We start from the raw sequence: 23,158 nt of genomic DNA on the forward strand, positions 1-23,158 counted from the left end.
ATCAGGTCCTGGTCCAGGGTGATACGGCCGAAGTCCATGGCCACCGTGGTGGTGGTCTTGTCCCCGGTGTGGGTCAGGTCGTCGATGCCCGCGGAGGCGGACGTCATGACGGCCTCTGTGCGCAGCGGGTTGATCTCCGAGACGGCGCCGACGAACGTGGTCTTGCCCACGCCGAAGCCGCCCGCCACCACGATCTTCGCGGAGGTGGTGGCCCGACCCGCGTCAGAGCTTGCGAAGTCCACTGAGCACCCTTTCGAGCAGCGTCACGTCAGGAGCGCCGCCGTTGTTCTCGTCGCCACCCGGCTGATGGATGGCGACCAGGCCGGCCTCGGCGAGGTCGGCGACCAGGATCCGGGCCACTCCGAGCGGCATGGCCAGCAGCGCGGAGACCTCCGCGACCGACTTGACCTCGCGGCACAGGTGGCAGATGCGCTGGTGCTCAGGGAGCAGTCCCATGAGCGCTGCCGGATCGGCCGTGGTGCTGATCAGCGCCTCGATGGCCAGCTGATACCGCGGCCGGGTCCGGCCGCCGGTCATCGCGTACGGCCGTACGAGCGGCTGGTCGCCCTCGTCCCCGTACGGCTCCGCGTACGGATCATGAGAGGCGGTGGGCGGGGTCATGAATCCTCCGGGCGGGACAGCAAGTCGGTCAGTCAAGCCGTCTGACGGGGCCGGTGGGGGGATTGTGGCGGCCGGACGGTGTTTTTGTGAGGTGGGTGGTGCCGGGGGCGGTCAGTGAAGCAGACTGCCCTGGAGTTCGGCGCGCAGGTCCGGGGTGAGTACCGCACCCGCGCGGTCGACGAGCAGTGCCATCTCGTAGCCGACGAGGCCGATGTCGCACTCGGGATGGGCCAGAACCGCGAGGGACGACCCGTCCGAGACGGACATCAGGAAGAGGAACCCGCGTTCCATCTCGACGACCGTCTGCGCCACCGTGCCGCCCTCGAAGATCCGGGATGCCCCGGCCGTCAACGAGGTCAGCCCGGACGCGACGGCAGCGAGCTGGTCGGCGCGGTCACGGGGGAAGCCTTCGGACATCGCCAGCAGAAGGCCGTCGGCGGAGACCACCACTGTGTGGGACACCCCAGGGGTGTTGTCCACGAAGTTGGTGATCAACCAGTTCAGGTTCTGTGCCGCCTGGCTCATCGGACTCAACTAACGCTCCTGCTGGTGAGTGGGGCTCGGGAAGCTGCCGGTCTGGCCGCTGCCGGCCTGACGGCCCTGAGCGATGCCCCGACGAAGATTGGTCAGCCGTCCGCGTACGTCGTCAGGCGCACGCGAGACCTGCGGACCGGCTTGGTGCTGCTGCTGCTGAGCGGTCCCCGGGACGAGGTTCGCCCGGGGCACGCGGCGCGGCAGGCCGGAGGTGGTGATCCCGCCCGCGGCGGGCTGCCGTACGCGCTCGGCCTGCCGGACGAGTTCGTCGTTCGGCGAGGTGCGCCAGGAACCGGTGTTCGAGGCGGACCGCTGGGGAGCCGGGGCGGGTGCCTGCGGCTGCTGCGGCGCGGGCGCGTTCTCCTGCTGCTGGGTGCCGTGGAACCAGTTGGTCTCCAGCGTGTCGTACAGCGGGGTACGGCCGTCACCCGGTCCACTCGCCGGCGGCAGCGCCTCCGGCTCCTGGCGGACCGGACGCTGCTGCGGCTCCTGGCGGACCGGACGCTGCTGCGGGGCCGGCGGGCGCGGGGCGCCGAACTCGTCCCGGCCGGCCGGCTGCTGGCGCTCGAACTGCCCGGTCTGCGCGGGGTTCTGGCGGCCCGGCAGGGCGTGCTGACCGGTGGAGCCACTGTCGTAGCCGCCGTTGAAGCCCTGCGGAGCCTGGGGGGTCTGGGGGGTCTGCGGTGCCTGCGGGGCCGGGAACCGGCCCGTGTGCCGGTCACCTTCGTCCTGCCGCGCGGGCGGCGCCGACGTGCCGAACACGTCGGAGCGGACGAACGGATCGGAATCCTGCCGGCCGCCGGCGTCGGGACGCGCGTACCGGCCCGGCTGCTGCGCGGTGTCCGGGCGGCCCATCCGGCCGGGGTGCGCGGCGGATCCGGGGCCGTCGGACAGCTCCGGGCGCGGGTACTCGCCCGTGCCGGACGGACCCGGGCCCTGCCGGTCGTCCACGCGCGGCATGGGCGCGGTCTGCGCCGGGTCCTGCTCGTCGTGGCCGCGCGGGGTGTCCAGCGAGGCACGCGACAGCGGGGCCTGGGAGGTGCCCCAGTCGGGCGTACGGCCCTGCTGCGGTCCGCCGCCGGGCAGCTCGGCCCGCGGACCGCCGCGCGGCGGCAGCTGGGGCTGGCGGCCCTGGTCGGAGCCGGCGGGCCGCTGCGCGTTACGGCCGCCGAAGGCGTCCTGCTGCGGTCCGCCCGGGTTCGCCGCCTGGAGGCCCTGCGGGCCACCCGGCATCTGACCGCCGAAGGCACCCGCACCGGCACCGGCGGCGGGGGGCGTGCCCTGCTCGAACGCCGACGTGGGCCTGGGGCCCTGCCGGCCGTGCTGCGGACCACCGGCGCCGCCCTGCGGGCCACGCGCTCCGCCCGGCGCGCCGGGTCGGCCGCCCTGGCCCGCGCCGGGCAGCGCGGCCCGGGGACCCTGGCCGGAACCGACCTGGCCGCGCGGGCCGGGCCCGGCACCGAGCAGACCGCCACCGCCGGGGGCGCCACCGAGGGCACCGCCGGTGTTGCCGTTCGCCCGCCGGGCCGCGGCCGCGCCGGCGGCTGCCTGCGCGGCGGCCGGACCACCGGTCGACACGGGCGCGCCGGACTTGCCCGGGGCGGGCTTCTTGCCACCCTGGGCGACGTCCACGGGCAGCATGACCAGCGCGGTCGTACCACCGGAGTCGGAGGGGCGCAGCTGGATGCGGATGCCGTGGCGCTGCGACAGGCGGCCGACCACGAACAGACCCATGCGGCGGGAGACCGAGACGTCCACGGTGGGCGGCGCGGCGAGCCGCTCGTTGATCGCGGCGAGGTCCTCGGGGGAGAGGCCGATACCGGTGTCGTGGATCTCGATCAGCACGCGCCCGTCGGGCAGGGCGTGACCGGTGACCTTGACCTTGGTCTGCGGCGAGGAGAACGACGTCGCGTTCTCCAGCAGCTCGGCGAGCAGGTGCACGAGGTCGTTGACCACGCGGCCGGCCACTTCGGTGGTCGGCACGGAGGCCAGCTCGATGCGCTCGTACTGCTCCACCTCGGACGCGGCGGCACGCAGCACGTCGACCAGCGGCACCGGACGCGTCCAGCGGCGGCCGGGCTCCTCACCCGCGAGGACGAGGAGGTTCTCACCGTTACGGCGCATACGGGTGGCGAGGTGGTCCAGCTTGAACAGCGAGGACAGCTGGTCCGGGTCGGCCTCGCGGGACTCCAGCTCGGAGATGAGCGACAGCTGACGCTGGATCAGGCCCTGGGAGCGGCGCGAGAGGTTGGTGAACATCGCGTTGACGTTGCCCCGCAGCAGGGCCTGCTCGGCGGCGAGGCGGACCGCCTCGCGGTGCACGTCGTCGAAGGCCGCGGCCACCTGGCCGATCTCGTCCCGCGAGTGCACACCGACCGACTCCACGGAGGTGTCGACGTCCTGCGGGTCCGTCTCCGACAGCTGCTTGACCAGCTCGGGCAGCCGGTCCTGGGCGACCCTCGTCGCGGTCTCCTGGAGCCGGCGCAGCGACCGGATCATGGACCGGGCCACGACGAACGCGCCGACCAGCGACACACCGAGCACGAGCAGGATCAGCGCACCGGAGATGATGGCGTCACGCTGGGTGGCGCTCTTCAGCTCGCGGGCCTTCTGCTCCATCTCCTCGAGCAGCGTGTGCTCGATCTTCTTCATCTGCTCGAGCTTGGTCGAGCTGGCGTCCACCCAGTCGCGGTACGAACGCGCCGGCAGCTGCTGGAGGCCGTCCGGGGACTCGAAGGAGCGCTTGGCGTACGTGTCGGCCGTCTTGATCGTCGCGTTGCCGTCGTCGATCGGCTGGAGGAGCAGCTCGGCGTCCTGGTTGGCGTAGATCTTCCGGAAGATCGCCAGCTCGGAGCCCTCGCTCTCGTAGGCCGACTGGCCGTAGAGGCGGTCGTTCTCGGAGAGGTCACCCTTGGTGGCGTTGGTCGCGGGCAGCGCGGCGGCGATCATGGCGCGCTGCACGGACGCGTACTCCTTGGCGGTGGAGAAGGCCGCCAGGGCGCGGGTGCGCGAGATCATCTCCGGGTTGCTGGACGCCTCGGCCATGTCCTGGGAGAGGCCGATCAGCTGGGTGATGAGCCGGTGGTAGGACTCGACCGTCTGGGTCGCGTTGTCCTTGGACACGTACGCCTTGTCGCGGATCTTGGCCAGGTCGTCCAGCTGGTTGGCGAGACCGACGAGCGCGTCACGCACGCCCTGGAGGTTGCCGTCCTTGCTGGCCGCGTCGATCTGCTCGGAGGCGTCAAGGAAGTTGTCGCGGGCCCGGTTGGTCTTCTGCTGGTAGGCCTTGACCTGGTAGTCGTTCGCCTTCAGGCCGCCGTGCGACAGGGGACCGGCGGACTGGTCGCGCTCGTCCTGGAGCGCGGCGGCCAGCTCGGTCGCCTGCTTGGTCATGTCCGTCAGCAGCTTCATGTTGTCGAGCTGCTGGATGTCGTTCATGTTCTGGTCGATGCGCAGCGCGCCGAGCGAGGTCGCCGCGACCACGGGCAGCGCGAGCAGCGACACCAGGCGCGTGGAGATACGCCAGTTGCGCAGCATCAGGCGTGAACCGGCGGTCGGGACCTGCGGGGAATTCGCCGCCGGCGCGGGGCTGCCCGCGGACGCCGCCGTCGTGGCGCCCGACGAGGCCGGCGCACCGTGGCGCCCGCCACGCTCACCGCCGTCTCCGGACGGGCCCGGACCCTGGCTGTGGGCGTGCTGGGGCGAGGAGCTGCCCTTCATGGGGCCAGTCCCGTCGTGCGACTCCGGCTCCGCCGAAGCGCTGCCATCCCTCTTGAAACGTCCCTGCACTAGCGTCGCAACCTCTGGACCAGGCGCCCCTCCGCGTGAACGGAGGGACACGGTGTCGGCGTCGTGGAGAGCGCCCTGAATACGCCCCCCGGGTGGTCTTGAGTGACCGGCGCTGGTTCCCCCCTGTCCCGCCGCCGCTCGGCGCTGCGTAGCGCCCCCTGCACCGGCTCGATCCCGCGGCGGTCCGTGGAATTCCAGCACAGTGCAGGATCTCCAACAAGGGCAGTGAGCCGAGCTGTGACCTACGTGACGGGGTGTGAGGGGTGGGTTACCAGCCGTGGGGTCGATCTCGGTGCAAACCGGGCGTACCGCTGTGTGTCGCCGCTGGGTACGAGGTGTCCCAGTCGCCATGATCAGGAGCGGAATGATCGGTTCAGGGGGTCAATGTCCGTTTCGCTGAACCGGGTTGGCGGCCGGAATTGACCGATTTGCCCGTGAGTTCGTGAGCAAACTCACAGGCATGTCGTGCGCGGTCGGCGCCTTCGGCGGGGAATCGGATGTTTAGCCTGACGCTTTACAAGAGCGGCCACTCCGACCAGAGGCACAGGACGACAACGGTGAAGACGACGATGATGTTCCGCCCGATTGCCAACCCGCGGCGCACGACCCTGGCGCACCTCGAGGACGCCGGCGACCTGGCCACGCCCGAGCTGCCGGAGCACACGATCGACCTCCCCGCCCAGACGGCCAACCCCCGGCGCACGGTCCTCATGGAGGTCCCGGCCGGCGCCGGAGCCCCGGCCGGCGTGTAGCGCGGACAGCACCGCCGGGCGCGGCCGGACGGATCGCACGACGATCCCTCCGGCCGCGCCCGGCTTTTTCCGGCGAACCCCAGGCGCGATTCACGCGCGCGCGTGTCCCCCCGAGCCTCTCCGGCCGCTCCCGCGAACAACAGGCCTTTCCCGCCCGCCGACCCCGTCAACCGCGCCTGACCTGCGGCGAAGCCCCCGGAATGGCACTCCTCCGCGCCGGTTCCCGCGGCCGGGAAACGCCCGGCCGGCCGTCGTACCAGCCGAACGCGCGGCAGTCCGACCGGTTAACCTGGGGCGTCAGTACGCCGGTTCTCAGTGAGGGGCGCAAGGATCCCGTGCGCATCGCCAGGTTCTCCATCGACGGGAACGTCGCCTTCGGCGCGGTCGAGGGCGACAAGCAGGACGAACTCGTCCTCGACATCATCAAGGGCATCCCGTTCGCGGACTACGAGCTGTCCGGGACGAAGGTGCCGCTCGCCAAGGTCAGACTGCTCCCGCCGGTCCTGCCCAACAAGGTCGTGGCGTTCGGCCGCAACTACGCCGACCACGCGCGCGAACTGGGCAACGAGGTGCTCGAGGCGCCGTTCGCCTTCTTCAAGCCCTCCACCTCGGTGATCGGCTCCGGCGACGACATCCAGTACCCGTCGTTCACCGAGGAACTCCACCACGAGGCCGAGCTGGCCGTCGTCATCGGCCGCATGTGCCGCGAGGTGCCGCGCGAGCGCGTCAAGGACGTGATCTTCGGCTACACCTGCGCCAACGACGTCACCGCCCGCGACGTCCAGCGCCGCGAGAAGCAGTGGGCCCGCGCCAAGGGGTTCGACACCTCCTGCCCGCTCGGCCCGTGGGTCGAGACGGACCTCGACCTGGAGCGCGCGAACGACCTGACGATCCAGCTCACGGTCGGCGGCGAACAACGCCAGCTGGGCCGCACGAGTGAGATGCTCCACTCCATCGAGGACCTGGTCGTCAACATCTCCGAGGCGATGACGCTGCTCCCCGGTGACGTCATCCTCACCGGCACCCCGGCGGGGGTCGGCCCCCTGCACGTCGGCGACGAGGTCGCCGTCACCATCGAAGGCATCGGCACTCTCACCAACAAGGTTGTCAAGCGTGGCTAGCGCACCCGGCTCCCCCGTACGCGTCCGTTTCTGTCCCTCGCCCACCGGTAACCCCCACGTGGGCCTGATCCGTACGGCCCTGTTCAACTGGGCGTTCGCGCGGCACCACCAGGGCACCCTGGTCTTCCGCATCGAGGACACCGACGCGGCCCGCGACTCGGAGGAGTCGTACCAGCAGCTGCTCGACGCGATGCGCTGGCTCGGCTTCGACTGGGACGAGGGCCCCGAGGTCGGCGGCCCCCACGCGCCGTACCGCCAGTCGCAGCGCATGGACATCTACCGGGACGTCGCCCGCAAGCTGCTGGACGCCGGCCACGCCTACCACTGCTACTGCTCCCAGGAGGAGCTGGACACCCGCCGCGAGGCCGCCCGCGCCGCCGGCCGGCCCTCCGGCTACGACGGCCACTGCCGCGACCTGAGCGCCGAGCAGGTCGAGGAGTACGAGGCCCAGGGCCGCACCCCGATCGTCCGCTTCCGGATGCCCGACGAGACGATCACCTTCACCGACCTGGTCCGCGGCGAGCTGACCTTCACCCCGGAGAACGTGCCGGACTACGGCATCGTCCGCGCGAACGGCGCCCCGCTGTACACGCTGGTCAACCCGGTCGACGACGCCCTGATGGAGATCACCCACGTCCTGCGCGGCGAGGACCTGCTCTCCTCCACCCCGCGCCAGGTCGCCCTGTACCGGGCGCTGACCGAGCTGGGCATCGCCAAGGGGACCCCCGCCTTCGGCCACCTGCCGTACGTGATGGGCGAGGGCAACAAGAAGCTCTCCAAGCGCGACCCGCAGGCGTCCCTGAACCTCTACCGCGAGCAGGGCTTCCTGCCCGAGGGCCTGCTCAACTACCTGTCGCTGCTGGGCTGGTCGCTCTCCGCGGACAGGGACATCTTCACGATCGACGAGATGGTCGCGGCCTTCGACATCACCGACGTGAACCCCAACCCGGCGCGCTTCGACCTGAAGAAGTGCGAGGCGATCAACGCCGACCACATCCGCATGCTCGAGGTGAAGGACTTCACCGAGCGCTGCCGCCCGTGGCTGCGGGCGCCGTTCGCCCCGTGGGCGCCGGAGGACTTCGACGAGGCCAAGTGGCAGGCGATCGCCCCGCACGCCCAGAGCCGGCTGAAGGTCCTCTCCGAGATCACCGCCAACGTCGACTTCCTCTTCCTGCCGGAGCCGGTCTACGACGAGGCGTCGTGGGCCAAGGCGATGAAGGAGGGCTCGGACGCGCTCCTGCGTACGGCCCGCGAGAAGCTGGAGCAGGCCGACTGGAGCTCCGCGGAGTCCCTCAAGGAGGCCGTCCTGGCCGCCGGTGAGGCGCACGGCCTCAAGCTCGGCAAGGCCCAGGCCCCGGTCCGCGTGGCCGTCACCGGCCGCACCGTCGGCCTGCCGCTCTTCGAGTCCCTGGAGATCCTGGGCCGTGAGCGGACGCTGGCCCGCATCGACGCGGCGCTGGCGAAGCTCGCGTAACCGGACGGACCACGGCAGGGGCGGCACCCGGAGTTCCGGGCGCCGCCCCTGCGTCGTCGGTACGGGTGTCCCGCGCCCCAGCCGCGCACCCCGCCCGGGAGGCCGCCGCCCACCGCGTCCCGGCCGCCGCCGAACTCCCGGCGCTCCTCCACGCGGATAGCCGTTTTGGAGCCCCGTCCACCTTCGGGTAATGTTCTTCCTGCGCCGAGGGGAGCGGGCCGGAAGGCCGGAACCCCCGGAGCACGCTTGAACGAGATCCCCGCAGGGGCTTGAGTTCCAGTGGCCTATGGTGTAATTGGCAGCACGACTGATTCTGGTTCAGTTAGTCTTGGTTCGAGTCCAGGTAGGCCAGCTCGCAGAGCTCATCTGCAAAGCCCCCGTTGTGTAGCGGCCTAGCACGCTGCCCTCTCAAGGCAGTAGCGCCGGTTCGAATCCGGTCGGGGGTACTGATCTCGACGATGTCGGGATCGCTAGGGCCCCCGTTGTGTAGCGGCCTAGCACGCCGCCCTCTCAAGGCGGTAGCGCCGGTTCGAATCCGGTCGGGGGTACTGTCTGGTCTAAACCATCATTGGTCTATGGTGTAATTGGCAGCACGGCTGATTCTGGTTCAGTTAGTCTTGGTTCGAGTCCAGGTAGACCAGCTCGGATCTGCGGAAACGTAAGATCCAGGCCCCCGTTGTGTAGCGGCCTAGCACGCCGCCCTCTCAAGGCGGTAGCGCCGGTTCGAATCCGGTCGGGGGTACACACAGGCAAGGCCCTCCACTTCGGTGGGGGGCCTTCGCCGTTTCCGCCCCCGTAACTCCACGCGCCGCATGAGCGGTTCCGCGCCCTCGTCGTACCCGCCCCGTCGTACCCGCCCCGTCGTACCCGCCCCGTCGTACCCGCCCCGGCGGCGCAGCGGCCGGACCACCGACGCGGCCGGTGAGCCGGTGCCGGCACGCCCGCTGCCCGGGGACCGCCGCCGCGCCGCCGGTCCCCGGGCTCCGGCGGCGCGGCGGGCTACGATCGAGGAGAAGGTCTCCGAGCGCAATGGCACGTGACGGGTCGCGCCGGAGCGGGCAGAGCCGGGCCCGCTGACGCGGCAGTGATCGGACGTGTCGGTCGAGGGTTGGGCGCGCGCGGGGAGGTGAGGGCGATGTCAGGTGCGCCACCGGGCGGCGGAGACGCGGAGCGGGACGCGCATGCCCTGCGGGCCCGGATCGCCCGGGAGCTGATCGACGCGGTCCGGGACGTCCCACCCGCCTCCGTGCCCGGCGCCCTCTGCCGGATCTGCGAGACCTTCCTGCCGGACGTCTCGGGGCTGTCGCTGTCGGTCATGGGACGGAGCGCGGGGGTGGGAGTCGTCCTGTTCGCCAGCGACGGCGTGGCCGCCCAGCTCGCGGAGATCCAGTACACGCTCGGCGAAGGGCCGTGCACGGAGGCCGTCCGGCTGCGGGCCCCGGTGTTCGCCACCGACCTCGCCCTGCCCCCGGACACCCGCCGCTGGCCGCTCTTCTGCGCGCAGGCGGTCAAGGCGGGCGCCAGGGCCGCGTTCTCGGTGCCGCTGTCGGGTGTCGCGGGCGCGCTGGGCACCCTCGACCTGTACCGGGCGGCCCCGGGACCGCCCGGCATCGCCGAGGTGCGCACCGCGCTGCTGGTCGCCGACGCCCTCACCCTGGCCGTCACCACCCTCGACCACGGTTCGTCCGAGTCCGGTGGGGTCGTACTGTGGCTTCAGGGAGCCGAGTCGGAACGCGAGGAGGTCCACCAGGCCACCGGCATGATCATGGTGCGGTTGGGTGTGAGCGCGGAAGAGGCGCTGCTGAGGCTGCGCGCCCGGGCGTTCGCCCGGGGCAGTACGTCCCTCGACACCGCGCGGGCCGTCATCGACGGGACCATGGACATGGGCCATGAATGAAGAGCTGAACATGCGGGACGACAGTGCCAGGGAGGCGAGCATGAACCGCGAGCGGGAGCTGGCGACGGCGTTCGTCGACCTGGCGGACACCTATGCGCCGGGCTTCGACCCCCTGCGCCTGTTCCACCGGCTGGTGCACACCTGCCGGGGACTGCTGGCCGTGGACGCGGCGGCGGTGATGATCGCCGACGCCCGGGGCACCCTCAAGACGATGGCCGCCACCGAGGAGGAGGCGGCGTTCATCGAGCTGATGCAGATGCAGACCGGGAGCGGCCCCTGCATGGACTGCTACCGCACCGGCAGGGCCCGCAGAGTCCCCGACATCGCCACCGAACGCGAGCGCTGGCCCGCACTGGTCCCCGCCATGTCCGCCGCCGGATACCGGTCCCTGAACACCGTGCCGGTACGGCTGCACGACCGCTCCCTGGGCGCGCTCACCCTGCTGAACGCCCGCACCGGACACCTCCCGGACGGTGACCTCCACCTCGCGCAGGCCCTCACGGACTCCGCCGCGCTGGCGCTGATGCACTGGCCCACCGAACCGCGCGGCGACGACGTCGTCACGCGCGTGCAGAGCGCCATCGCCGCCAAGTCCGCCCTGGAGACCGCCAAGGGCATGATCGCCGCGTACCACGGGCTGCCCGTGCACGAGGCGGGACGTCTGCTGGCCGACTACGCCGACGGCCACGGCGTCAGCCTGGCCGACACCGCGCAGGCCCTGGTCGGCCGCACCATGGAACTCGCCGTCATCCTCGACGGGAACGAGAACGAGACCGCCGGGTCCTGACCGCCGCCCACGGCGTCCACCGCCGGCTCGGCCGGAACCCGTGCCCCGAGATCAGCTCCCCCGGCTCGTGGCCGAACCGGGGGAACCTCGCGCTGATGGGCTCCCGGGAACCGACCTCCGCGTACCCCCCACGCTACTCCGCGCCGGGGACACGGGACGCGGAACGGCGGTCACGGCGGGTACGGATCACCGGTGTTCGCGGGTAGAAGGGGAAAGGTCACCCTTGACCCCGACGACGGCGGAGCCGGCGCTCGGAGCACTTCCGGGATGTGATCACGATGGATGTCCGGCACGACGCCCGACCTGACCCGGCCGCGACCCGGCCGACGCCGGAGCCCGCCGGTCCCGCGGCCACGATCACCGACCTGGAGCGGGAAAGACTCCAGCTGCGAGAGGCCCTCACCTCCCGCGCCCTGATCGACCAGGCGATCGGCGTGGTCATCGCCCTCGGCGGACTGCACCCCCGGCAGGGCTTCGACGTCCTCCGGGACGCCTCCCAGCACACCAACAGGAAGCTGCGTACGGTTGCCGGCCTCGTCGTCGACGGGGTGAGCGGCGGACCGCTGCCCGACGACGTCCGGCAGGCCCTGGACGCCGCCCTGTCGCGGGCGGGCGCCCGGCCCGGCTGACCGGGAGGACCACCGGTCCGTCCGCTCCCGTCGGAGAAGGGCCGCCGCGGCGTCGGGGCCGCCCTTTCCCGGCGGGAGCGGACCGGCCGCTCTCAGCCCGAGCGGCGCAGGGCCTCGGACAGACGGCCGGCCGCGTCGATGACCGCCTGGGCGTGCATCCGGCCCGGGTGGCGCGTCAGGCGCTCGATGGGACCGGAGACGGACACGGCCGCCACCACCCGGTTCGACGGCCCGCGCACCGGCGCGGAGACGGACGCGACGCCCGGCTCCCGTTCGCCGATCGACTGGGCCCAGCCCCGCCGCCGTACGCCCGACAGGGCCGTCGCCGTGAAGCGGGCGCCCTGGAGGCCGCGGTGCAGGCGCTCGGGCTCCTCCCAGGCCATCAGGATCTGCGCCGAGGAGCCGGCCTTCATCGTGAGCGTGGAGCCGACCGGGACGGTGTCCCGCAGACCGGACAGACGCTCCGCCGCGGCCACGCAGATCCGCATCTCACCCTGGCGGCGGTAGAGCTGCGCGCTCTCGCCGGTGACGTCACGGAGGTGGGTGAGCACGGGGCCCGCCGTCGCCAGCAGGCGGTCCTCGCCCGCCGCCGCCGCGAGTTCCGCGAGGCGCGGGCCGAGGATGAACCGGCCCTGCATGTCGCGTGCCACCATGCGGTGGTGTTCCAGGGCCACGGCCAGGCGGTGGGCCGTGGGTCGTGCCAGTCCGGTGGCCCCGACCAGACCCGCGAGGGTGGCCGGACCGGACTCCAGAGCGCTCAGGACGAGGGCCGCCTTGTCCAGAACGCCGACGCCGCTACTGTTGTCCATGCAACGATACTCACGTCTCACTCTGTGAAACGCAAGTTCAATTTTCCGTGGAACGCGCCACCCTGGAATCACACAGCGGCCCGCACACCGACGGGCCCGGCGGTGCACGCCCGGAATCACGACTTCAGGGGCCCGAGAAGGGCAGTCGCCGCTCCTCAAGATCTCTAGTTGGGCCGGTGGACGTTTGCCGGCCGGAGGGAAAGCGATGGGTAGGACACTCGCGGAGAAGGTCTGGGACGACCACGTCGTCCGGCGCGCCGAGGGCGAGCCCGACCTCCTCTACATCGATCTGCACCTGCTGCACGAGGTGACCAGCCCCCAGGCCTTCGACGGGCTCCGCAAGAGCGACCGCCGGGTCCGCCGCCTCGACCTCACCATCGCCACCGAGGACCACAACACCCCGACCCTCGACATCGACAAGCCCATCGCCGACCCGGTGTCCCGCGCCCAGCTGGAGACGCTGCGCAAGAACTGCGCCGAGTTCGGGGTGCGCCTGCACCCGCTGGGCGACATCGAGCAGGGCGTCGTCCACGTCGTCGGCCCGCAGCTGGGCCTGACCCAGCCCGGCACCACCGTGGTCTGCGGCGACTCGCACACCTCCACGCACGGCGCCTTCGGCGCGCTGGCGTTCGGCATCGGCACCTCCCAGGTCGAGCACGTGCTGGCCACCCAGACGCTGCCGCTGGCCCGCCCCAAGACCATGGCCATCACGGTCGACGGCGAACTGCCCGAGGGCGTCACCGCCAAGGACCTGATCCTGGCGATCATCGCGCGCATCGGCACCGGCGGCGGCCAGGGCTACATCCTGGAATACCGCGGCTCCGCCATCGAGAAGCTCTCGATGGAGGCGCGGATGACCATCTGCAACATGTCGATCGAGGCCGGCGCCCGCGCGGGCATGATCGCCCCCGACGAGACGACCTTCGCCTACCTCAAGGGCCGCCCGCACGCCCCCGAGGGCGCCGACTGGGACGAGGCCGTCGCCTACTGGAAGACCCTGCGGACGGACGACGACGCGGTCTTCGACGCCGAGGTGGTCATCCGCGCCGACGAGCTGTCGCCGTTCGTCACCTGGGGCACCAACCCCGGCCAGGGCGCGCCGCTTTCGGCGGACGTCCCCGACCCGGCTTCGTACGAAGACGCTTCGGAGCGCGTCGCCGCCGAAAAGGCCCTGGAGTACATGGGGTTGGCGGCCGGACAGCCGCTGCGGACCATCACGGTGGACACCGTCTTCGTAGGCTCCTGCACCAACGGCCGCATCGAGGACCTGCGCGCCGCCGCGGACATCCTGCGGGACCGCAAAGTCGCCGACGGCGTACGGATGCTGGTCGTCCCGGGCTCCGCGCGCGTGGGTCTCCAGGCCGTCTCCGAGGGGCTGGACGTCGTCTTCAAGGAGGCCGGCGCCGAGTGGCGGCACGCGGGCTGCTCGATGTGCCTCGGCATGAACCCCGACCAGCTGGCCCCGGGCGAGCGCTCCGCCTCCACCTCCAACCGCAACTTCGAGGGACGGCAGGGCAAGGGCGGCCGTACCCACCTGGTGTCGCCGCAGGTCGCGGCGGCCACCGCCGTCCTGGGCCACCTGGCCTCCCCGGCCGACCTGACCGACGACCGTACGCCCGCTGGAGTCCGATAACCATGGAAGCCTTCACCACCCACACCGGCCGGGCCGTGCCGCTGCGCCGCAGCAACGTCGACACCGACCAGATCATCCCCGCCCACTGGCTCAAGAAGGTCACCCGGGACGGCTTCGAGGACGGGCTGTTCGAGGCCTGGCGCAAGGACCCGGAGTTCATTCTCAACCGCCCCGAGCGGCGGGGCGCCACCGTCCTGGTCGCCGGCCCGGACTTCGGCACCGGCTCCTCCCGTGAGCATGCCGTCTGGGCGCTCCAGAACTACGGCTTCAAGGCCGTGATCTCCTCCCGCTTCGCGGACATCTTCCGGGGCAACTCGCTGAAGAACGGCCTGCTCACGGTGGTCCTGGACCAGAAGACCGTGGACGCGCTGTCGGAGCTGACCGAAGCCGACCCCACGGTCGAGGTCACGGTGGACCTCGAGGCCCGCGAGGTGCGCGCCCCGGGCATCACCGCCCCCTTCGAGCTGGACGAGAACTCCCGCTGGCGGCTGCTGAACGGCCTGGACGACATCTCGATCACGCTCCGGGACGAGCCCGACATCGCCGCCTACGAGGCCGGGCGGCCCGCCCACAAGCCGCGGACGCTCCCGGTCTGATCCGGCGCCGCCCGGACCCCCGAGCGGGTCGGGTTTCGGCCACCCAACACCCCGCCTGTACCCCCGATCGCCACGATTGGGGGTACAGCCATGTCTGCACCCGAACGGTCCCGCGCATCCCCCCTGGTCCACCCAACTTCCCACGTTACGGCGGCTGTTGCTCGGGTAGGTGAGTGCTGTGTTCGCGCCCTCCGCAAGTGCCTGGAAGGCCATTTGAGGCGGCAGTTGCCCCCTGCGCAGGCGACAACTCGCCCCAGATGGCACAATCTGTGCATGGAACACGACGGCCAACTCCAGCTCTATGCGGCGGTCGCGAACCAACTCAAAGAAGCGCACTCGAAGGTGCGCGCACTGCAAGTCCCGGAGGGCGTACGGATGGCGCTGACCCGGAAGCTGCTGGTCATTACGGCCGCGGCCAAGCACGATCTCGCCGACGCGGCAAGGCGGCTCGATCGGTTCACCGCGGACCTCGACGCGGGTCGGATCCCCGGAGAGGACCGCTGAACCGTCCGGGACGGCCGAGTCCGTTGCGGCACAAGGGTGATAAGCCCGTTTCGTGTTTGATTTGCGGTATATATCTGCCTAACGTGCGAAAAAGCTTGAACACTTTCGTTCTGGCGATGTCTCCGAAGGGGAAGACGTGAACAAGGCGCAGCTCGTAGAAGCGATTGCCGACAAGTTGGGCGGCCGACAGCAGGCCGCCGACGCCGTCGATCATGTCCTGGACGCCATCGTCCGCGCGGTCGTCGCGGGCGAGCGGGTCTCGGTCACCGGCTTCGGCTCCTTCGAGAAGGTGGACCGCCCGGCCCGCTACGCCCGGAACCCGCAGACGGGCGAGCGGGTTCGGGTCAAGAAGACCTCCGTGCCGCGCTTCCGCGCCGGTCAGGGCTTCAAGGACCTGGTGAGCGGCTCGAAGAAGCTTCCCCGCGGCGGCGAGGTGTCCGTCAAGAAGGCGCCCAAGGGCAGCCTGTCCGGCCCGCCGCCCACCATCGCCAAGGCCGCCGGCAAGAAGGCCGCCGCCAAGAAGACCGCGGGTGCGGCGAAGAAGACCACGGGCGCCGCCAAGAAGACGACGGGTGCGAAGAAGACCACGGCCACCGCCAAGAAGGCCCCGGCGAAGCAGGCGCCCGCCAAGAAGACGACGGGGACCGCCAAGACCACCGCCAAGAAGGCCACGGCCAAGAGCGCTCCGGCGAAGAAGGTCACCGCCAAGAAGGCCCCGGCCAAGAAGTCGACGGCCCGCAAGACCACCGCGAAGAAGGCCACGGCCCGCAAGACGACGTCGTAAGGCCGCCAGGGCATCACACGCCGGGCCGGACTCCCCGAGGGAGTCCGGCCCGCGGCGTGTGCGGGGGCAGTTACAGGGTGTGAAGAGTCACGAGGGTGATCCGCGCGGCGTCGCCCTCGCCCTCCGTCTCGATCCGCACCCGCTGCCCGGGCCGCAGCAGCCGCAGCCCGCCCCGGTCGAACGCCACCGCGTCGAAGGGCACGGGCGTGCCGTCGTCGAGCAGCACCTGTCCGCTGCGGGTACCGGGGTCGTACGTGTACGCGGTCGCCTGCATGACGGCCAGCGTAGTGCCTCCGGCGGCGCACCGCCGGGCCGCGGGCCGCGGGCCCGGCGTGGCCACGCACGGAGTTTCCCGCGCCCTCCCGGGATTTGTCAGCACTCCGGGATCAGCAGCCCCGCCGACACCGCCGCCGTATACCGGCCCACCCCCAGCGCCAGCGCCGCGCGCAGATCCGCGCCGGTGTCCACGTCCTGCCGTACCGAATCGACTCCCGTCAGCGCGAGTTCCGTCGCGCCCGACGCCCGGTGCCGGGAACGGGAATCGACGCCGAACGCCGGCCGCAATTCCCGGCCCGGCGCAGCGGCGAGCAGTGTCGTGCCCAGTGCCGCCGCATCCGCGAGAAAAGCACGCGGGAATTCCGCGGCCGACTCCAGCACCCGCGACAGTTCCGGTGGACGCAACGCCGGCAGATCGGCGTTCAGCGCCGCCACGGCGGCGCCGGGGAGTCTTTCCCGTACGGCGGTCGCGCCGTGCGCCAGGGCGGCGTTCAGGCCGCTGCCCGGAGCGTCCGGGACGATCCGCGCCCCCAGCGCCGCCAGCTCCCGGCCGGCCAGCCCGTCGTCCGTGACGACCGCCACATCCCGGACCGCCGCGCAGGCCAGCGCCGCGGCCACCGTGTCCTGCGCGAACGCCAGGGCCAGGCCCGGACGGACGCCGTCGTCGGCGGTGTCCGCGAGCCTGCTCTTGGCCCGCGTGAGGGGCTTCAGGGGGATGACCAAGGTCCACTGCACCGGCGTACCGTCCCTCTCTTGTCGCGCTCATTGTCACCCGGGGGCCTCGGGCCGCCCGCGTGTCGGGGCGTACGGTGTTCTCGACAGACCGGCGGCCCGGGGCCAGACTTGTGCGGCCCCCGCCGGGGTGGCAGCCCTAGAGGAAGGTGTCCTTGTGCCCCGCCGCAGAATCGGCTTCTGGTACCGCTTCGCCGCGGTGCTCTGCAAACCGCCGCTGGTGGTTCTGATCAAGCGGGACTGGCGTGGAATGCAGCACATTCCGGCCGAGGGCGGCTTTATCACCGTGGTCAACCACAATTCCCACGTGGACCCCTTCGCGTACGCGCACTATCAGTACAACACCGGGCGGGTTCCGCGATTCCTGGCGAAGAGCGGCCTTTTCCGTAAGGGATTCGTCGGCGCCGCCATGCGCGGCACCGGGCAGATCCCCGTCTACCGCGAGAGCACGGACGCGCTCAGCGCCTTCCGGGCCGCGATCGCCGCCGTCGAACGCGGTGAGTGCGTCGCCTTCTACCCCGAGGGCACCCTCACCCGCGACCCGGACGGCTGGCCCATGACCGCCAAGACCGGAGCCGCCCGCGTGGCCCTCCAGACCAAGTGCCCGGTCATCCCGGTCGCCCAGTGGGGCGCCAACGAACTGCTCCCGCCGTACGCCAGGAAGCCGAACCTCTTCCCGCGCAAGACCCATCACGTGCTGGCGGGCCCGGCGGTCGACCTGTCCCGTTTCTACGACAGGGAGATGACCCCGGAGGTGCTGAAGGAGGCCACCGAGGTCATCATGGCGGCCATCACCCGGCAGCTGGAGCACATCCGCGGCGAGAAGGCGCCCGAGACGCCGTACGACCCGCGCCGTGAGCGGATCGAGCAGCGCCGCCGCACGCAGGCGCAGGCACGGGCGCATGCGCAGGGGCAGACCCAAGCACGGGTCCAGGCCCAGGCGCAGGGGCAGACCCAAGCACGGGCGCAGGCGCAGACGCAGGGGCAGAGCCGAGCACGGGCGCAGGTGCAGGGGCAGACCCCGGCGCGGGCGCAGGCGCAGACGCAGACGCAGACGCAGGGCAAGCAAGCGGAAGGGCAGAGCACGTGAGCAAGCCTGTGCGGGCGGCCGTCATGGGCACCGGTTCGTGGGGGACCGCCTTCGGCATGGTCCTCGCCGACGCCGGCTGCGAGGTGACCCTGTGGGCCCGCCGCCCGGAGCTGGCCGAGGCGGTCAACTCCACGCGGACCAACCCCGACTACCTGCCCGGAGTGGAACTCCCGGAGAACCTGCGCGCCACCGCCGACGCGGCCCGGGCCCTCGGGGACGCGGACTTCACCGTCCTCGCCGTCCCCTCCCAGACCCTGCGCGCCAACCTCGCCGAGTGGACCCCGCTGCTCGCGCCGGACACCGTCCTCGTCTCCCTGATGAAGGGCGTCGAACTCGGCTCCACCATGCGGATGAGCGAGGTCGTCGAGGACGTCGCCAAGGTCGGCACCGACCGGATCGCGGTCGTCACCGGGCCCAACCTGGCCCGCGAGATCGCCGCCCGGATGCCCGCCCTGGCAGTCGTGGCCTGTACCGACGAACAGGTCGCCCAGCGGCTCCAGGCCGCCTGCCACACCCCGTACTTCCGGCCGTACACCAACACCGACGTGGTCGGCTGCGAACTCGCCGGCGCCGTCAAGAACGTCATCGGGCTCGCGGTCGGCATCGCCGACGGCATGGGACTCGGCGACAACGCCAAGGGCTCGCTCATCACGCGCGGCCTCGCCGAGACCACCCGGCTGGGCCTCGCCATGGGCGCCGACCCGCTGACGTTCTCCGGACTCGCGGGCCTGGGCGACCTGGTGGCCACCTGTTCCTCGCCGCTGTCCCGCAACCACACCTTCGGCACCAACCTCGGCAAGGGCATGACCCTCCAGGAGACCATCGCGGTCACCCGGCAGACCGCCGAGGGCGTCAAGTCCTGCGAGTCCGTGCTGGATCTGGCCCACCGGCACGACGTCGAGATGCCCATCACCGAGACGGTCGTCAGCATCGTGCACGAGGGCAAGCCGCCGGTCGTCGCCCTCAAGGAACTGATGGCCCGCAGCGCCAAGCCCGAACGGCGCTGAACCGCCCCCCACGCGGTCCCTGACGGCCTCCCGCGCGACGCTGCGCGACCGTCCGTGCGACGCTGAGCGACGGCCCGGAGGCGTGCGCTGACGTTGCCGCTGCCTCCGGGTACTCTCAACCCGATATGAGCACCGAGAACCTTCCCCAGAGCCCTGAGCAGCCGTCGCGCAAGCCGCGCGTGGCCGTCGTGTTCGGCGGGCGCAGTTCCGAACACGGAATCTCCGTGGTCACCGCCGGCGCCGTCCTCAAGGCCATCGACCGGACGAAGTACGACGTCCTGCCGATCGGCATCACCTCGGACGGCCGTTGGGCCCTGACGGCCGACGAGCCGGAGCGGATGGCCATCACCGACCGCCGCACGCCCACCGTGGACGAGCTGGCGGAGTCGCACGAGGGCGGCGTGGTGCTCCCCGTCGACCCGGCGAACCGCGAGGTCGTCTACAGCGAGCCGGGCTCCGTGCCCAAGGCGCTCGGCGAGGTCGACGTGGTCTTCCCGGTGCTCCACGGCCCCTACGGCGAGGACGGCACCCTTCAGGGACTGCTGGAGCTGTCCGGGGTGCCGTACGTGGGAGCGGGCGTGCTCGCCTCGGCCGTCGGCCAGGACAAGGAGTACATGAAGCGGGTGTTCACCTCCTTCGGGCTCGCGGTGGGCCCGTACGTGGTGATCCGGCCCCGCGAGTGGGCGCAGGACGAGTCCGCCGCCCGCAAGAAGATCGTCGACTTCGCCGGTGAGCACGGCTGGCCGCTGTTCGTGAAGCCCGCGCGCGCGGGTTCGTCCATCGGCATCACCAAGGTCGACGACCTGTCCGGCCTGGACGAGGCCATCGCCGAGGCACAGGCGCACGACCCGAAGATCCTCGTCGAGGCCGCGCTGCGCGGGCGCGAGATCGAGTGCGGCGTCCTGGAGTTCGAGGACGGCCCGCGGGCCTCCGTCCCGGCCGAGATCCCGCCGCCGGATGCGCACGCGTACTACGACTTCGAGGCGAAGTACATCGACTCCACGCCCGGCATCGTCCCGGCCCCGCTCACCGAGGAGCAGACCGCCGAGGTGCGCCGGCTGGCGGTCGAGGCGTTCGAGGCGGCTTCCTGCGAGGGCCTGGTGCGCGCGGACTTCTTCCTCACCGAGGACGGCGAGTTCGTGATCAACGAGATCAACACCATGCCCGGTTTCACGCCGATCTCGATGTACCCGAAGATGTGGGAGGCCACCGGCGTGAGCTACCCCGAGCTGATCGACCGGCTCGTGGGGGCCGCGCTGCGCCGCCCGACCGGTCTGCGCTGATCCCCGGGCCGGCTCAGCCCCGCATGGAGGCGATCCCCTTCGGGATCGCCTTCTTCACCGCCGGTGCCAGATCCATGAGGACCTGCGCGCTGTCGTCGGGCCCGGACCACTTCTTCGGCAGCGTCACCTGCACGTAGGCACGGCGCTCGGACGTGGTGAACCGCCAGGTGCCGTCGCTCTCCTTCTCCATCAGCCAGTCGACGCCGTTGACCCCGCCGCCCATCGCGTCGGGGTCGTCGCCCAGTGCCACCTTCGGGTCGACCATCTTCGGCGGCCGGACGATGCCGCAGCGCAGTATGATCGCCGGGCTTCCCCAGCCCGCCGTGTAGACGGACCGGGGCTCGGGGTCGGCGCGGGTCTGCCCGTTCACCTTCCGGGGCAGCACCCGGTCCAGGTCGCGGCACGCCGGCGCGGTCTTCGCGTCGGGGGTGGGAACCGCGACCGTGGTGCTGCCGTCCGCCGGGGAACAGGCCGCGGCCGCGAGCAGCAGGGCGGGCGCGAGCAGGGCGAGAGGCCGGTGACGGAAGATGTTCACCGGCCAAGCGTAGACGGGGGCTACAGATGCACGACCGGACAGGTCAGGGTGCGCGTGATGCCGTCCACCTGCTGGATCTTCGCGACCACCATGCGGCCGAGGTCGTCGACCGTCTCGGACCGGGCGCGCACGATGACGTCGTACGGTCCTGTCACGTCCTCGGCCTGGATCACTCCGGGGATCTTGCTGATCGTCTCGGCGACGGTCGACGCCTTGCCGACCTCCGTCTGGATCAGGATGTACGCCTGTACCACGGAACCTCCAGGGCGGCCACGAGGATCATGTGGGGAAAAGGAACGCCACGGTATCGCGTCCCCGCTCCCCGCGGGGAGACCCGCGGGAACCGGGCTTGCGCGCCAGGGTGCAGGCGCGACGGACGTTGACGGTCGCCCGGACCGCGGACCGACGGTCACCACGGCCGTTCCCGGCGGCCGTGCCGACCGCGACGGCGGTCATCTCGACCGTATCGGGGACACTGATGACGCGCGACCGGGCACGGCAAGGGAGAGAAGGGGAGCAAGGGACATGAAGGGCACTGTTGGTGAGCTCGGGGAGTTCGGGCTCATCAGGGAGCTCACCTCCCGTCTCACCACCACCCCGGCGGTCCGGGTCGGCCCCGGCGACGACGCCGCGGTGGTCGCCGCACCGGACCGCCGGGTCGTGGCGAGCACCGACATCCTGCTGGAGGGGCGGCACTTCCGCCGCGACTGGTCCACGGCCTACGACGTCGGCCGCAAGGCCGCCGCGCAGAACCTCGCGGACATCGCCGCGATGGGCGCCGTACCGACCGCGCTGCTGCTCGGCCTGGTCGTCCCGGCCGAACTGCCGGTCGCCTGGCCCAGCGAGCTGATGGACGGCCTGCGCGACGAGTGCCAGGTCGCCGGCGCCGCCGTGGTCGGCGGGGACGTCGTACGCGGCGACACCATCACGGTGGCGATCACCGCGCTCGGCGATCTGCGCAACCATGAGCCGGTCACCCGCGCGGGTGCCCAGCCCGGCGACCTCGTGGCCGTCACGGGCTGGCTGGGCTGGTCCGCGGCCGGCTACGCGGTGCTCTCCCGCGGCTTCCGCTCGCCGCGCGCCTTCGTGGAGGCCCACCGGCGTCCCGAGCCGCCGTACCACGCGGGCCCGGCCGCCGCCGGGCTCGGCGCCACCGCGATGTGCGACGTCAGCGACGGCCTGATCGCCGACCTCGGGCACATCGCCGAGGCCAGCAAGGTCCGGATCGACATCCGGTCCGGCGCCATCGACATCCCGACGCAGATGAACGACATCGGGCAGGCCGTCGGCGTCGACCCGCTCCAGTGGGTGCTGAGCGGGGGAGAGGATCACGCGATCGTGGCGACCTTCCCGGCGGACACCAAGCTCCCGGCCCGCTGGAAGGTCATCGGCGAGGTCCTCAACCCGTCCGCGCTGCCCCAGGTGACCGTCGACGGGGCACCTTGGACCAGCAAGGGCGGCTGGGACCACTTCGGGGACATCGAGTCATGATCCCCCGCGTGCTGACGGTGGCGGGGTCGGACTCCGGCGGGGGCGCGGGCATCCAGGCCGACCTGAAGACGATGCTGGCGCTCGGCGTGCACGGGATGAGCGTGCTCACCGCGGTGACCGCGCAGAACTCCCTGGGCGTGCAGGGCGCCTGGGAGCTGCCCGTGGCGGCGGTACGGGCCCAGTACCGCAGTGTCGTGGACGACATCGGCGTCCAGGCCGTCAAGACCGGCATGCTGTCCTCGGCCGAACTGGTTGAGGAGGTCGCCGAGTTGATCACCGGTACGGACGCGCCGGCCGTGGTGGACCCGGTCGGCGTCTCCAAGCACGGCGACCCGCTGCTGGCCGCGTCCGCACTGGACGCCGTACGGACGAGGCTGCTGCCGGCGGCGACCGTGGCCACCCCGAACCTGGACGAGGTGGCGCAGCTCACCGGGGTGCGGGTCGAGTCGGAGGCCGACCTGCGGCGGGCCGCGGCGGCCGTGCTGGAGTACGGGCCGCGGTGGGTGCTGATCAAGGGCGGCCACCTGGCGGACCCGGAGCAGGCGGTGGACCTGCTGACCGACGGCCGTGCCGAACACCTGCTGCGGGCACCGCGCCACGACAACCGGCACACCCACGGCACCGGCTGCACCCTCGCCTCCGCGATCGCGTGCGGCCTGGCGAGAGGGCGGTCCGTGCCGGAGGCGGTCACGGCGGCCAAGGAGTACGTCACCGGGGCGATCGCCGCCGGGTTCTCCCTCGGCGCCGGGATCGGGCCCGTGGACCACGGGTGGGCCCTCGGGCGGGACACTCCCTGAGACCGGGCGGACGGCGC

At 71.8% G+C, this 23,158-nt stretch carries 24 protein-coding genes and 5 tRNA genes; 20 read left to right on the forward strand and 9 right to left on the reverse strand.

Annotated features, from left to right (window positions below; all coding sequences use genetic code 11):
• The 4 genes from AB0F03_RS20605 to AB0F03_RS20620 form a co-directional block, all read right to left on the reverse strand.
• The coding region (locus AB0F03_RS20605) for an ATP/GTP-binding protein (protein ID WP_361993800.1) at nt 1–242 on the reverse strand (242 nt) is incomplete at its 3' end.
• The gene (locus AB0F03_RS20610) at nt 223–621 is read right to left on the reverse strand and encodes a DUF742 domain-containing protein (RefSeq protein WP_019058642.1); all 399 of its coding nucleotides are present in this window, start codon (nt 619–621) and stop codon (nt 223–225) included. The genes AB0F03_RS20610 and AB0F03_RS20605, both read right to left, overlap by 20 nt.
• Before the next feature lie 111 nt (nt 622–732).
• The gene (locus AB0F03_RS20615; protein WP_023546525.1) at nt 733–1,146 is read right to left on the reverse strand and encodes a roadblock/LC7 domain-containing protein; all 414 of its coding nucleotides are present in this window, start codon (nt 1,144–1,146) and stop codon (nt 733–735) included.
• A 9-nt stretch (nt 1,147–1,155) separates the two neighbouring features.
• The gene (locus AB0F03_RS20620) at nt 1,156–4,944 is read right to left on the reverse strand and encodes a nitrate- and nitrite sensing domain-containing protein (protein ID WP_361993803.1); all 3,789 of its coding nucleotides are present in this window, start codon (nt 4,942–4,944) and stop codon (nt 1,156–1,158) included.
• A gap of 557 nt (nt 4,945–5,501) precedes the next feature.
• Between AB0F03_RS20620 and AB0F03_RS20625 the strand changes: the two genes are divergently transcribed.
• From AB0F03_RS20625 to AB0F03_RS20675, 11 genes are all read left to right on the forward strand, one after another.
• On the forward strand, nt 5,502–5,696 hold the full coding sequence (locus AB0F03_RS20625) for a hypothetical protein (protein WP_361993806.1): 195 nt from the start codon (nt 5,502–5,504) through the stop codon (nt 5,694–5,696).
• Nucleotides 5,697–6,031: 335 nt separating this feature from the next.
• Nucleotides 6,032–6,817 (forward strand): fumarylacetoacetate hydrolase family protein, encoded by a 786-nt coding sequence (locus AB0F03_RS20630; RefSeq protein WP_361993809.1) that lies wholly within the window; start codon nt 6,032–6,034, stop codon nt 6,815–6,817.
• Entirely contained in the window at nt 6,810–8,291 is a 1,482-nt protein-coding gene (gltX, locus tag AB0F03_RS20635; RefSeq protein ID WP_361993811.1) for a glutamate--tRNA ligase, read from the forward strand. The genes AB0F03_RS20630 and gltX overlap by 8 nt, the downstream gene beginning before the upstream one ends.
• Nucleotides 8,292–8,571: 280 nt before the next feature.
• A tRNA-Gln gene (locus AB0F03_RS20640) sits at nt 8,572–8,643 on the forward strand.
• 21 nt (nt 8,644–8,664) lie between these two features.
• Nucleotides 8,665–8,737 (forward strand) — tRNA-Glu (locus AB0F03_RS20645).
• A gap of 29 nt (nt 8,738–8,766) precedes the next feature.
• A tRNA-Glu gene (locus tag AB0F03_RS20650) sits at nt 8,767–8,839 on the forward strand.
• Between the two features lie 21 nt (nt 8,840–8,860).
• Nucleotides 8,861–8,932, forward strand: a tRNA-Gln gene (locus AB0F03_RS20655).
• A gap of 28 nt (nt 8,933–8,960) precedes the next feature.
• Nucleotides 8,961–9,033, forward strand: a tRNA-Glu gene (locus AB0F03_RS20660).
• A gap of 393 nt (nt 9,034–9,426) precedes the next feature.
• Nucleotides 9,427–10,188 carry a GAF and ANTAR domain-containing protein gene (locus AB0F03_RS20665; RefSeq protein ID WP_361993814.1) on the forward strand — a complete coding sequence of 254 codons (762 nt, stop codon included), beginning with the start codon at nt 9,427–9,429 and terminating at the stop codon, nt 10,186–10,188.
• The gene (locus AB0F03_RS20670) at nt 10,181–10,975 is read left to right on the forward strand and encodes a GAF and ANTAR domain-containing protein (RefSeq protein WP_361993817.1); all 795 of its coding nucleotides are present in this window, start codon (nt 10,181–10,183) and stop codon (nt 10,973–10,975) included. The genes AB0F03_RS20665 and AB0F03_RS20670 overlap by 8 nt, the downstream gene beginning before the upstream one ends.
• A gap of 278 nt (nt 10,976–11,253) precedes the next feature.
• Nucleotides 11,254–11,604 carry an ANTAR domain-containing protein gene (locus AB0F03_RS20675; protein ID WP_361993820.1) on the forward strand — a complete coding sequence of 117 codons (351 nt, stop codon included), beginning with the start codon at nt 11,254–11,256 and terminating at the stop codon, nt 11,602–11,604.
• A 92-nt stretch (nt 11,605–11,696) separates the two neighbouring features.
• Here the strand turns inward: AB0F03_RS20675 and ndgR are convergent, their stop codons facing one another.
• Nucleotides 11,697–12,413, reverse strand: a complete 717-nt coding sequence (gene ndgR / locus AB0F03_RS20680; protein WP_356822533.1) for an IclR family transcriptional regulator NdgR — start codon at nt 12,411–12,413, stop codon at nt 11,697–11,699.
• A gap of 205 nt (nt 12,414–12,618) precedes the next feature.
• Between ndgR and leuC the strand changes: the two genes are divergently transcribed.
• From leuC to AB0F03_RS20700, 4 genes are all read left to right on the forward strand, one after another.
• Entirely contained in the window at nt 12,619–14,046 is a 1,428-nt protein-coding gene (gene leuC / locus AB0F03_RS20685; RefSeq protein ID WP_361993823.1) for a 3-isopropylmalate dehydratase large subunit, read from the forward strand.
• Between the two features lie 2 nt (nt 14,047–14,048).
• Entirely contained in the window at nt 14,049–14,642 is a 594-nt protein-coding gene (gene leuD / locus AB0F03_RS20690; protein WP_361993826.1) for a 3-isopropylmalate dehydratase small subunit, read from the forward strand.
• 273 nt (nt 14,643–14,915) lie between these two features.
• Complete coding sequence (locus AB0F03_RS20695; RefSeq protein ID WP_361993829.1) at nt 14,916–15,146, forward strand: hypothetical protein; 231 nt, start codon at nt 14,916–14,918, stop codon at nt 15,144–15,146.
• 136 nt (nt 15,147–15,282) lie between these two features.
• Nucleotides 15,283–15,930 (forward strand): HU family DNA-binding protein, encoded by a 648-nt coding sequence (locus tag AB0F03_RS20700; RefSeq protein ID WP_361993832.1) that lies wholly within the window; start codon nt 15,283–15,285, stop codon nt 15,928–15,930.
• A 70-nt stretch (nt 15,931–16,000) separates the two neighbouring features.
• On the opposite strand, the gene AB0F03_RS20705 is transcribed toward AB0F03_RS20700, so the two are convergent.
• Together AB0F03_RS20705 and cofC are read right to left on the reverse strand one after the other, a co-directional pair.
• Nucleotides 16,001–16,204 (reverse strand): hypothetical protein, encoded by a 204-nt coding sequence (locus AB0F03_RS20705; RefSeq protein WP_361993834.1) that lies wholly within the window; start codon nt 16,202–16,204, stop codon nt 16,001–16,003.
• 98 nt (nt 16,205–16,302) lie between these two features.
• Complete coding sequence (cofC, locus tag AB0F03_RS20710) at nt 16,303–16,941, reverse strand: 2-phospho-L-lactate guanylyltransferase (protein ID WP_361993837.1); 639 nt, start codon at nt 16,939–16,941, stop codon at nt 16,303–16,305.
• 154 nt (nt 16,942–17,095) lie between these two features.
• Here cofC and AB0F03_RS20715 point away from each other — a divergent pair, with 154 nt between their 5' ends.
• From AB0F03_RS20715 to AB0F03_RS20725, 3 genes are all read left to right on the forward strand, one after another.
• Nucleotides 17,096–18,028: a lysophospholipid acyltransferase family protein gene (locus AB0F03_RS20715; RefSeq protein WP_361993840.1), complete on the forward strand. Its 933-nt coding sequence runs from the start codon at nt 17,096–17,098 to the stop codon at nt 18,026–18,028.
• Entirely contained in the window at nt 18,025–19,035 is a 1,011-nt protein-coding gene (locus AB0F03_RS20720; RefSeq protein WP_361993843.1) for an NAD(P)H-dependent glycerol-3-phosphate dehydrogenase, read from the forward strand. The genes AB0F03_RS20715 and AB0F03_RS20720 overlap by 4 nt, the downstream gene beginning before the upstream one ends.
• Before the next feature lie 125 nt (nt 19,036–19,160).
• The gene (locus AB0F03_RS20725; RefSeq protein ID WP_361993846.1) at nt 19,161–20,318 is read left to right on the forward strand and encodes a D-alanine--D-alanine ligase family protein; all 1,158 of its coding nucleotides are present in this window, start codon (nt 19,161–19,163) and stop codon (nt 20,316–20,318) included.
• A 13-nt stretch (nt 20,319–20,331) separates the two neighbouring features.
• Here AB0F03_RS20725 and AB0F03_RS20730 read toward each other — a convergent pair whose 3' ends face one another.
• Both AB0F03_RS20730 and AB0F03_RS20735 read right to left on the reverse strand, forming a co-directional pair.
• Nucleotides 20,332–20,853, reverse strand: coding sequence for a DUF3515 domain-containing protein (locus AB0F03_RS20730; protein ID WP_361993848.1), 522 nt, complete (start codon nt 20,851–20,853; stop codon nt 20,332–20,334).
• A 20-nt stretch (nt 20,854–20,873) separates the two neighbouring features.
• Nucleotides 20,874–21,107, reverse strand: a complete 234-nt coding sequence (locus tag AB0F03_RS20735; protein WP_121786712.1) for an Lrp/AsnC ligand binding domain-containing protein — start codon at nt 21,105–21,107, stop codon at nt 20,874–20,876.
• A gap of 271 nt (nt 21,108–21,378) precedes the next feature.
• Here AB0F03_RS20735 and AB0F03_RS20740 point away from each other — a divergent pair, with 271 nt between their 5' ends.
• Complete coding sequence (locus tag AB0F03_RS20740; protein WP_361993851.1) at nt 21,379–22,344, forward strand: thiamine-phosphate kinase; 966 nt, start codon at nt 21,379–21,381, stop codon at nt 22,342–22,344.
• Nucleotides 22,341–23,141 carry a bifunctional hydroxymethylpyrimidine kinase/phosphomethylpyrimidine kinase gene (thiD, locus tag AB0F03_RS20745; protein ID WP_361993854.1) on the forward strand — a complete coding sequence of 267 codons (801 nt, stop codon included), beginning with the start codon at nt 22,341–22,343 and terminating at the stop codon, nt 23,139–23,141. The genes AB0F03_RS20740 and thiD overlap by 4 nt, the downstream gene beginning before the upstream one ends.
• Nucleotides 23,142–23,158 lie beyond the last annotated feature (17 nt).

The organism is Streptomyces sp. NPDC028722 (assembly GCF_040637655.1).
Taxonomy (GTDB): Bacteria; Actinomycetota; Actinomycetes; order Streptomycetales; family Streptomycetaceae; genus Streptomyces.

Excerpts from the sequence above, each read along its gene's own strand:
- AB0F03_RS20665 (WP_361993814.1), top strand. The coding sequence starts at position 9,427 with ATGTCAGGTGCGCCACCGGGCGGCGGAGACGCGGAGCGGGACGCGCAT.
- thiD (WP_361993854.1), top strand. The coding sequence starts at position 22,341 with ATGATCCCCCGCGTGCTGACGGTGGCGGGGTCGGACTCCGGCGGGGGC.
- AB0F03_RS20675 (WP_361993820.1), top strand. The coding sequence starts at position 11,254 with ATGGATGTCCGGCACGACGCCCGACCTGACCCGGCCGCGACCCGGCCG.
- AB0F03_RS20740 (WP_361993851.1), top strand. The coding sequence starts at position 21,379 with ATGAAGGGCACTGTTGGTGAGCTCGGGGAGTTCGGGCTCATCAGGGAG.
- ndgR (WP_356822533.1), bottom strand. The coding sequence starts at position 12,413 with ATGGACAACAGTAGCGGCGTCGGCGTTCTGGACAAGGCGGCCCTCGTC.
- leuD (WP_361993826.1), top strand. The coding sequence starts at position 14,049 with ATGGAAGCCTTCACCACCCACACCGGCCGGGCCGTGCCGCTGCGCCGC.
- AB0F03_RS20695 (WP_361993829.1), top strand. The coding sequence starts at position 14,916 with ATGGAACACGACGGCCAACTCCAGCTCTATGCGGCGGTCGCGAACCAA.
- AB0F03_RS20670 (WP_361993817.1), top strand. The coding sequence starts at position 10,181 with ATGAATGAAGAGCTGAACATGCGGGACGACAGTGCCAGGGAGGCGAGC.
- AB0F03_RS20610 (WP_019058642.1), bottom strand. The coding sequence starts at position 621 with ATGACCCCGCCCACCGCCTCTCATGATCCGTACGCGGAGCCGTACGGG.
- AB0F03_RS20725 (WP_361993846.1), top strand. The coding sequence starts at position 19,161 with ATGAGCACCGAGAACCTTCCCCAGAGCCCTGAGCAGCCGTCGCGCAAG.
- AB0F03_RS20705 (WP_361993834.1), bottom strand. The coding sequence starts at position 16,204 with ATGCAGGCGACCGCGTACACGTACGACCCCGGTACCCGCAGCGGACAG.
- leuC (WP_361993823.1), top strand. The coding sequence starts at position 12,619 with ATGGGTAGGACACTCGCGGAGAAGGTCTGGGACGACCACGTCGTCCGG.
- AB0F03_RS20615 (WP_023546525.1), bottom strand. The coding sequence starts at position 1,146 with ATGAGCCAGGCGGCACAGAACCTGAACTGGTTGATCACCAACTTCGTG.